8 protein-coding genes and 1 tRNA gene are annotated in these 8815 nt (G+C 62.7%); 6 read left to right on the forward strand and 3 right to left on the reverse strand.

What is annotated here, in order from left to right; translation table 11 throughout:
- The 4 genes from EN984_RS12665 to EN984_RS12680 all read left to right on the forward strand — a co-directional run.
- On the forward strand, window positions 1-1117 hold a 1117-nt coding region (locus tag EN984_RS12665), incomplete at its 5' end, for a lipopolysaccharide biosynthesis protein (RefSeq protein ID WP_164765455.1).
- Window positions 1117-2397, forward strand: coding sequence for a GNAT family N-acetyltransferase (locus EN984_RS12670; protein WP_127272362.1), 1281 nt, complete (start codon window positions 1117-1119; stop codon window positions 2395-2397). The genes EN984_RS12665 and EN984_RS12670, both read left to right, overlap by 1 nt.
- A 228-nt stretch (window positions 2398-2625) precedes the next feature.
- Window positions 2626-3933, forward strand: a complete 1308-nt coding sequence (locus EN984_RS12675) for a hypothetical protein (protein WP_127272363.1) — start codon at window positions 2626-2628, stop codon at window positions 3931-3933.
- A 270-nt stretch (window positions 3934-4203) separates the two neighbouring features.
- Window positions 4204-5409 carry a hypothetical protein gene (locus EN984_RS12680; protein ID WP_127268789.1) on the forward strand — a complete coding sequence of 402 codons (1206 nt, stop codon included), beginning with the start codon at window positions 4204-4206 and terminating at the stop codon, window positions 5407-5409.
- A gap of 169 nt (window positions 5410-5578) precedes the next feature.
- Here EN984_RS12680 and EN984_RS12685 read toward each other — a convergent pair.
- Window positions 5579-5663 (reverse strand) — tRNA-Leu (locus tag EN984_RS12685).
- Between the two features lie 275 nt (window positions 5664-5938).
- On the opposite strand from EN984_RS12685, the gene EN984_RS12690 reads away from it, so the two are divergent.
- A complete protein-coding gene (locus EN984_RS12690) occupies window positions 5939-6526 on the forward strand; it encodes a YqaA family protein (RefSeq protein WP_127268790.1) in 588 nt (195 codons plus the stop codon).
- Between the two features lie 34 nt (window positions 6527-6560).
- Entirely contained in the window at window positions 6561-7079 is a 519-nt protein-coding gene (locus tag EN984_RS12695) for a disulfide bond formation protein B (RefSeq protein ID WP_127268791.1), read from the forward strand.
- 388 nt (window positions 7080-7467) lie between these two features.
- Here the strand turns inward: EN984_RS12695 and EN984_RS12700 are convergent, their stop codons facing one another.
- Both EN984_RS12700 and EN984_RS12705 read right to left on the reverse strand, forming a co-directional pair.
- Complete coding sequence (locus tag EN984_RS12700) at window positions 7468-8025, reverse strand: HNH endonuclease (protein WP_006328497.1); 558 nt, start codon at window positions 8023-8025, stop codon at window positions 7468-7470.
- Between the two features lie 128 nt (window positions 8026-8153).
- Complete coding sequence (locus EN984_RS12705; RefSeq protein ID WP_127268792.1) at window positions 8154-8795, reverse strand: DNA-3-methyladenine glycosylase; 642 nt, start codon at window positions 8793-8795, stop codon at window positions 8154-8156.
- Between the last annotated feature and the right edge of the window lie 20 nt (window positions 8796-8815).

Genomic DNA, 8815 nt, shown 5'->3' on the forward strand with positions numbered 1-8815 from the left:
CTTCCACACCTCGGTCATCCGCTACATTCCCGAATATCGCGAGCGCGGCTTGATGGACGAACTGCGCGGCATCGTGCTAGCCAGCCGTCTGTTCGTGCTGATCGCCTCCACGCTGATTGCCGGGCTCGGCGCGCTCGGCGTCTGGCTGGCGGCACCCTGGATCGAGAACTACTATGTGATCCCGTTCATCCTCGGCGTCATCTGCCTGCCGATGATCGCCATGTCCGACCTTTTGTCGGGCCTGGCACGCGCCAACAGCTGGGCGCTGTTTGCCCTGTCGCCGACCTATCTGGTGCGGCCCGTGCTGATCCTGCTGTTCATGGCGCTGATGCTGTTCGTGGGCTACGCACCCGATGCCAGGACCGCCATCTTCGCCTCGATCGCCGCCACCTACGCCACCACGCTGGGACAACTCGTCGGTGTCACCCAGCGCATGGAACGGCAGATCCCGGCGGGGCCGATAAAGGTCCATTTCGCGCAATGGTTCGTCGTCTCGCTGCCGATCTTCCTGGTCGAGAGCTTCTTCTTCCTGCTCACCAATGCCGATGTGCTGATGGTCGGCGCCTATATGGATCCCAACGACGTCGCCGTTTATTTCGCCACCGTGAAGACGCTGGCGCTGGTGCATTTCGTCTACTTCGCCGTCAAGGCCGGCGTTGCCCAGCGCTATGCGCAGTTCACCCATGGCGACCCGCAAAGGCTTGCCGCCTTCGCCCGCGAGACGGTGTCGTGGACGTTCTGGCCATCGCTCTTGATGGCACTGCTGGTGCTGGCGCTCGGCGAGCCGATGCTGGTGCTGTTCGGCCCTGAATTCACATCAGGCTATCCGTTGCTGTTCCTGCTTGTCTTCGGCGTCGTGGCGCGGGCCGCCGTCGGCCCCTGCGAAAGCCTGCTGACGATGAGCGGCAACCAGAACATCTGTGCTGCCGTCTATGCCATGACGCTGGCCTTCAACATCGCCCTCAATGTGGTGCTCATCCCGATGTTCGGCCTGTGGGGCGCGGCAATGGCCACCGCCTTTGCCATGATCTTCGAAGCCGGCGCGCTCTCCTTCACGGTGTGGCGCAAGCTCGGCATCGCCATGCTCATCTTCTTAGCCCCGAAAGGAGCCGCGTGATGGCTGCCATCCCGTTGCTTGAGGAAACCAGCGGCGGCACTGCCGGCGCGATGGTGTCTGGCCTTGCCGGACTGACCCGCGACGCCGACCCCGCTCACATTGAAATCCTCGCCAACAACCGGCCCGAGCGCAAGCTCGCCATCTATCCGGCATCGGCCGGCTTCGACCTGGTCGAGGAGCTGGATTATCTCTGCGCCCGCACGGTCGAGCCCAACGTGTTCTTCAACCCGCGTTTCCTGGCGCCCGCCATGCCGCGGCTGGAGGACCGCGAGGTGCGGCTGGCGGTCATCCGCGACGGCGACGAATACCGCAACCGGCTGCGCCTTCTGGTGCCGTTCTCGGTGGAACGGCCGGTGGTGCCGCTCGGCGTGCCGGTCATGCGCACATGGTCGAGCCCGTTCGGTCCGCTCGGCACGCCGCTGGTCGACCGCGACGATCCGGTCGGCGTCGTCGAAGACTTCTTCTCGATGCTGTCGCGCCCGCACCTCAAGCTGCCGAAAGTCTTCGTCCTGGCCGATGTCCGGCTCGATGGCCCGGTGGCGAGCCTGCTTGCCACCGTGGCCGAGGCGCGCGGCCTGACGCTGGTCACCACCGGCCAGATCCAGCGCCCGGCGCTGGAGAGCGAGCTCGATGGAGATGATTATCTGAAGGCCTCGCTGCGCGCGCACCATTATCGCGAGTTCCGCCGCCTGAAGCGGCGCCTTGGCGACCTTGGCAAGCTTGAGCATGTCGTGGCGCGCGGCCCCGAAGACATCCGCCATGCCATCGAAGGCTTCCTGTCGCTGGAAGCGGCCGGCTGGAAAGGCCGCGAACGCACCGCCATGGCGATCGACCGCTTCCGCGCCGCCTTCGCCCGCGAAGCCGTGCACCGGCTGGCCGAACAGGACATGTGCCGCATCCATTCGCTGACGCTCGACGGCCGCACCATCGCCTGCCTGATCGTCTTCGTCGAAGCCGGCATCGCCTATACCTGGAAGACGGCCTATGACGAGACGCTGGCCAGCTATTCGCCCGGCACGCTGCTGATGATCGAGGTGACCAGGCAGCATCTCGACGATCCCAACATCATGATGACCGATTCCTGCGCGGTGCCCGACCATCCGGTGATGAGCCGGCTATGGGCGGAGCGCAAGCCGATGGGCACGCTGGTGATCGGCCTGGCGCCGGATGCCGACCGCCTCACCCGCCAGGCCGCCTCGCAACTGCACCTCTACCGCGAGACCCGCAACATGGCCCGCCTGCTGCGCAACCGCATGAAGAGCCTGTTGGGGCGGCGCTGAGAAAAGGCAGGGTGCGGTTCTGGAGAATGGCACATCTTCGCTGCAATATTTGACGGGTGGGTGACCGGGAGTTTACTTCGGTTGCCAGCAGGCAAACGCGAATATTGATCTCTGCTTATAAAAAAACGAGATTTCTCGCAGAAATTTCCAGTGAAAGCCGATAAAACCTACTCGCATTCTTGTTCTTAATTCACGATAATCTAGTGATTCGGTAGCGATGAGAGAGAAATGTCGCTGAATCATGAGGCCAACGGCGCCCGGCACATCAGTGCGGAGGATAGCGCCGTTGTCCGAAGGGCCGACGAAGACTTCGACGAACTGATTCGAAGCATTCGAGCCGCAACGTATCAAGCTTTGCCTCTCTTCGAAGAGGAGCCCGTGACCGGATTGGCCCAGTCAGACACGCTGGCCGCCTCCCTCGGCTCGACTTCGGCCCGGACGGGCTCGAGCCAGGCCCGCGCCATGCGCGGCTCCTCGCCCTTGTCCAACGACAGGCTGGATCCACGTGCCGGTGACGACTCGGCGTGGTCGTTGGTTGACCACGATGTGGGCAGGCTTGATGCGCAAACGCACGATGCCGACGCTCCCGATACCGACAAATGGGAATTGCAGGAAGAGGTGGCGAAGCTGCAGCGCTTGCAGGATCGCACCTCGAAAGAGCTTGGGCGAAAATCGCGCGAGCTATCGATCGCGAGCAAGACCATTGCCGACCTGGAAGTCCAACTCAACAGGGCACGGCAGACCATTGCGCAAGCGGACAGGCATGCCGGCCAGCGCGCAACGCGGTTCCTCGAAGCGAATGTCGAGGTCGAGCGTCTGGGCCGGAACCTGGCGCGCGTGTCGGGGCAATTTCGCGACGAGATCATCGCCAGGCAAGCCGCAGAGCAGGCGCGTGAGGACGTTGCATCGCGGCTCGCCAGCTTGCAACAGGCCGCCATGCTGCTTCGTTCCAAGGTCGCGGATTACCAGCTCCACAACGAAAGACTGACCGGCAAACTGTCTGCGCAGATGCTGGTGCAGCAGGACCTGCAGGTGCGGCTGTCCACGCTCGAGCATCAGCGCGGCGTTCTCGGCGATTGCGCCGCCGCCGCGCAGGAGCGGGCCGTCGAACTTGAAAAGAGGTTGCGCTCGCTCCAGCGCAGCGCCGCCGATCAAAGCGTGGTCCGCGCAACGCCGAGGGTCGGGCAGCGCGCCGAGGACGTGGCCGAGTATCGGGGCCAAACCTCGGAAGCCGAGATCGCGACGTTGCGCCAGGAGCGCGACGCGGCGCGCCGAGACTATGGCGCGGTGAAGGTCCAACTCGCCGATCTCCGCTTGCGCGGCATGACCGACGAACTCGCGCATGCCCGTTGCCGCGATGAAAACCGCCAGCTTCATCAAAGGCTGGAAACGCTGACACGCCAGGATCCCCCCAGCGGACCGGCAGCCGATGACAATGCCGATCTCGAACGGACATTCGACGAATTGCTGGCGGCTGGCGAGATCGGCGCGGCCAATGACGGCGGCCCCACCGGCGGGACGCGCAAAGCGTCTTGACCGCCTGCTGAGGCATATCGGTACGCAGGTGGCCACGCCGAGCCGACGGACGTGTTGGTGATCGGCATGACGCCGCCGCCCTTCTGGCACACCGAACTCGAGGCCGTCGAAACGTCGAGTGCATTCCAACGGTTGTCCTGTCTGTGGATGCCCTCAGCAAGCGTCTTGATCCCTGCCAGAGCGAGGATTCCGAGCCATGAAAAATGAAATGGCTGCCGCAGGTCTCCTCGCCATCAGTCCCGGCTCGATCATTGCATCGCCGAGCGCTCCATGCCCTTGGATAGCATCTGGAGCGGCGGCGGCGTAGATACCGTCTGGAAGAATGTTCAACGTCAAAGCTTAGGAATCGCCATGAGTAGGCAAGATCGAGGCCTTACGCGCTTCTCACGCAGGACGCGCAACGGCTTCAAGAATGCGGCGTTAGCACTTCATCTAGCGATCAACGTAGAACGACGAGACAGCATTGCCATTCGTGTAACAGGCGGCATGGGCGACCATATCGTGGCCGTCCGGTTTATTCGCGATCTGCTGAGCCACTTTGGCCGCGCAAAGATCGACGTCTATTCCGTAACGGGCGGAATGGGCTGGCTCTACGAGCCTCTCCCGGATGTAACTTTCATTGAAGCTCCGAAACGCGTATTTACGTGGGTCACGCATCGATATCTTCTTGTCCTGCAGCTCACACACACCGTAGATCTTGTGCACATGAGTTCTGCCGCTGCCGAACGGTGGCCGGCGCTTTCAGCAATGCTGCAAAGCATCGCACCCTATCGGAAGATGTTTTCGCATGCGATCGATGCGCATCCTCATTTGGACTTCCATCCAGCACTTGTAGCCCAATTTCAGAACGTGAGGCGAGACACCTTTCTGAACCATGTCAGCGGTGTGCCCTTTGGCGGCCATCAATATCCGTTACCTGAGGATGCGTCCTTGGTTCAAAGCTTGGGACTGGACCATAAACCCTACATTACCGTCCATAATTCCTTCAGCGAGGAGTCGGGTCGCCCTCGAGCTACGCGAGATTATCCGTTCTTGGATGATGTCGTGAAAGAGGTGAAGGCGCAGTTGCCGGATCTTCCGGTTGTCCAAGTCGGCGTGGTAGGAGGCACCCTCAGTTCGGCCGACTACAACCTTTCTTCCAAGACAACACAGCCGCAAATCACCTCCGTTCTTGCGAACTCGTCCATGCATTTCGACATGGAGGGAGGGCTTGTTCATATCGCAAGCTGTGTAGGGACGCCGTGTTGTGTCGTTTTCGGTCCAACGCCGATCGGCTATTACGCCTACCCGAACAATATCAATATTGCCCCGCGTGTCTGCGGCGGTTGTTGGTCCATTACATTGGATTGGCAAAAGACCTGCCTTCTAGGCGCTGCGGAACCGCCTTGCATGTTCACGCAACCACCCAAGGCGGTGGCGCATGCGGCGTTACCGCATCTGCGAGTTTTGTTGAGCGAAAAGCGCCGATCAGCCTGAAGGGGCACTTGCAGGCGAACAAGGGCCGGCAAGCGTTAGCATGGGAAACAGCAGACCACGATACACCAAAAGGCCAACCGGGAACGCAACGCCGGCGCTGCCGCGCACAAGCGGATCCCAAAACAAACACAGGCTAAATTGTCCCACCCGAAGCTCGAAGAGTGAAGGATGGTGCCCCTAGCCGGAATCGAACCAGCACTCCTTGCGGAACTCGATTTTGAGTCGAGCGCGTCTACCAATTCCGCCATAGGGGCTCAGGCCGGGCGGCCTGGATGGCGCGGGACTATACGGTTGGAGGGCTGTTCGTCAACTGGCCAATTCTCCGGCGCCCTCAAGATGCGACCAAACTGCGCCTTTCGATTTCGTGAGGGGGCTGCCATTGTGCAGCGCGGAAAATCTTTCTAGACAGGCGGCGCATCAAAGCGCGGCACGTCTGCGGGGACGGATGGCGTGCTCTGGGTCTTTGTTGCGTGCATGCCGTTAACCCCAACCTGCCTGCGCAATGGAACGACACGCATTAGGAGTGCCGATGCTTCGCGGACTTTACGACTGGACCTTGTCGCTGGCGGCCCGCAAATCCGCCGAATGGTGGCTGGCCTTCATCGCCTTCGTCGAAAGCTCGGTGTTCCTGGTGCCGGCCGACGTGCTCTATCTGCCGATGGCGCTGTCGCGGCCGGATCGCGCCTACCGCTATGCGCTGATCGCCACCGTCGCCTCGGTGCTGGGCGGCATCGCCGGCTGGTTCATCGGCCACTACGCCTATGACGCGGTGGCGAGGCCGATCCTCGAATTCTACGGCAAGTACGACGAGTTCGAAGCGCTGCGCGCAGGGGCAGGCATCGGCTTCATCGTCCTGATGCTGATCACGTCGGGCGCTGCCCACCTGCCGCCGATCAAGGTGGTGACGATCCTGTCCGGCGTCATCGGCGTCAATTTGCTGTTGTTCGTGGTGCTGGCGATCGTAGCCCGCGGTGGCCGTTTCCTGCTGCTCGCCTGGCTGCTGCGCCATTATGGCGAACCGATCCGCGAATTCATCGAAAAGCGCCTCGGCCTCATCGCCGGCGCCGGCGCGGCTGCCCTGATTTTGCTCTATATCCTGGTCAAATACGCGTTCTGAACAGAACCATTGCGAGCCGGACGGACTGATTGAAATGACAGCGACCATGAATGCCGACACCGGACGCCAGCGCACGCTGACCGCCTTGTTCCTCGCCGTCGCCATGGCCGCCACCGTTGGCTCGGCGCTCGGCTTCCAGTATCTCGGCGGCTATATCCCCTGCCACCTCTGCCTCGAACAGCGCACGCCCTACTATGTCGGCGTGCCGCTGATGGTGCTGGCGGTGATTGCGTCGATGCTGCACGCACCCAGTTGGCTGACGCGCGGCCTGCTGGCCGTCGGCGGCATCCTGATGCTCTACGGCCTCTATCTCGGCGTCTACCACTCCGGCGTCGAATGGCAGTGGTGGGCCGGCCCGACCGATTGTACCGCAGGCGCCGGGCCGGTCGACACCGGCGGCAAGGGCGTGCTCGACGCGCTCGACAAATTCGTGCCGCCGTCCTGCGACAAAGCCGCCTTGCGCATCCTTGGCCTGTCCCTGGCCGGCTGGAACGCCATCGCCAGCCTGATCCTCGCCGCCGTCGCCTTCCGCGGCGCCCTCACCCGCGACTGATTGAGCAGCGCGACGCAGGGTTCGCGCAAAAATTCGTCGGGCTGACTCGGGTGGCGCGGCTTCGACGTCCGAGCCAGGTCGACCCCCACTCCGTCTCGGCGTCGCCGAGCCACCTCTCCCCCGATCGACGGGGTAGAGGAAGGGGCGCGAACCTGTTGTAGCCAGCGCTCCTCCGAGAGAGGCTCCCTTCCTCTCCCTCCGGAGGGGGGAGAGGTGGCGCTGCGAAGCAGCGACGGAGTGGGGGAAGCCGGTCCTTAAGCGCGAAGCCGCTGATAAGTGAGCACGACCGAACTGGTCCGATACCGGGGAGTGTCGGATATCATGGTCTGGTAGGCGGAAGCGCAGACAATTGCTCCAGACGGCCAGCCTCCCGAATTCTCGAACGATCTCAGGGTTCGAGTTCGACATCCCAGTACAGATAATCCATCCAGCTCTCATGCAGATGGTTGGGCGGGAACAGGCGGCCATTGTTGTGCAGATCGTGCACCGTCGGCTGGAAAGGCTTCTGCAGCGGCCACATCTTGGCATGCGCGGGCATCATGCCGCCCTTCCTCAAATTGCAGGGCGAGCAGGCGGCAACGACATTCTCCCATGTCGTCGCGCCGCCGCGATGGCGGGGGATGACGTGATCGAAGGTCAGATCCTCAGGCGTGCCGCAATACTGGCACTGGAAGCGATCGCGCAGGAAGACGTTGAAGCGGGTGAAGGCCGGGTGCCTGGAGGGCTTCACATAGGCCTTCAGGCTGACCACGCTCGGCAGCTTCATCGAGAAGGTCGGCGAGGAGACGGCGTGCTCGTATTCGGCGACGATGTTCACCCGGTCGAGGAACACCGCCTTGATGGCATCCTGCCACGACCAGAGCGACAAGGGGTAATAGCTGAGCGGACGGTAATCCGCATTCAGCACCAGTGCTGGAAGCCCATCCGGAGATACGGCAACCGTCACGTGTTCACCTCCTTGGTTCTAGACCCGAACGGCGCGGATACTGTAAGCCCGACATGACAGGGATGTGAAGCGGATTGTCGCGTCGCCTAAGCGCCAAAAATGCATGATTTTTATGATTTTTTGCGGATTCAGGCCGGCGGCGCGGCGTCCCGCCCTCTGGTTTCGCGATAATAGGACCAGAAAAGCCGTGATGCGACACCTCGCCACGGGCTCCATGATTCGGCCAATGCGATCAGGGTTTTCTCCGGCGGACGCGGCTCGATGCCGAGCGCGTGGCCGACCGCGCTCTGCAGCGCGACGTCGCGCGCGGGGAAGATGTCGGGATGCCCGGCGGCGAATAAGAGATACACTTCCGCTGTCCACGGACCGATGCCGGACACCGCCGTCATCGTCGTGATCGCCTCCTCGGCATCGAGCGAACAGAGGTGATGAAGGTCGAGGCCGTCGACCACGGCCTGGGCAACAGCGATCAGGCCGCGCTGTTTGGGCCGCGACAGGCCGGCTTCGCGAAACATGTCCTCGCCGGCGGCCAGGATCGCCTGCGGCGTCAGCGGATCGACGAGCTTGGTCAGCCGGCCGAAGATGGCATCGGCACTGGCGCGGGACACTTGCTGCGAGACGACGATCGACGCCAGGCTTCGAAACCCCGGCTCGGACAGCCGCAGCGGCACCTCGCCGGCCATGCCGCGCACCTTTTCCAGGCGCGGGTCGATCACGCAAAGCGCGTCGAGCCCCCGGGCAATGTCGTCTGATGTCACGATACGGCGCATGCTTTCTTGTTCCTCGACCG

The sequence above is a fragment of the Mesorhizobium sp. M7A.F.Ca.CA.004.12.1.1 genome (assembly GCF_003997835.1).
Lineage (GTDB): Bacteria > Pseudomonadota > Alphaproteobacteria > Rhizobiales > Rhizobiaceae > Mesorhizobium.

Excerpts from the sequence above, each read along its gene's own strand:
- EN984_RS12690 (WP_127268790.1), top strand. The coding sequence starts at position 5,939 with ATGCTTCGCGGACTTTACGACTGGACCTTGTCGCTGGCGGCCCGCAAA.
- EN984_RS12675 (WP_127272363.1), top strand. The coding sequence starts at position 2,626 with ATGTCGCTGAATCATGAGGCCAACGGCGCCCGGCACATCAGTGCGGAG.
- EN984_RS12670 (WP_127272362.1), top strand. The coding sequence starts at position 1,117 with ATGGCTGCCATCCCGTTGCTTGAGGAAACCAGCGGCGGCACTGCCGGC.
- EN984_RS12680 (WP_127268789.1), top strand. The coding sequence starts at position 4,204 with ATGCCCTTGGATAGCATCTGGAGCGGCGGCGGCGTAGATACCGTCTGG.
- EN984_RS12695 (WP_127268791.1), top strand. The coding sequence starts at position 6,561 with ATGACAGCGACCATGAATGCCGACACCGGACGCCAGCGCACGCTGACC.
- EN984_RS12705 (WP_127268792.1), bottom strand. The coding sequence starts at position 8,795 with ATGCGCCGTATCGTGACATCAGACGACATTGCCCGGGGGCTCGACGCG.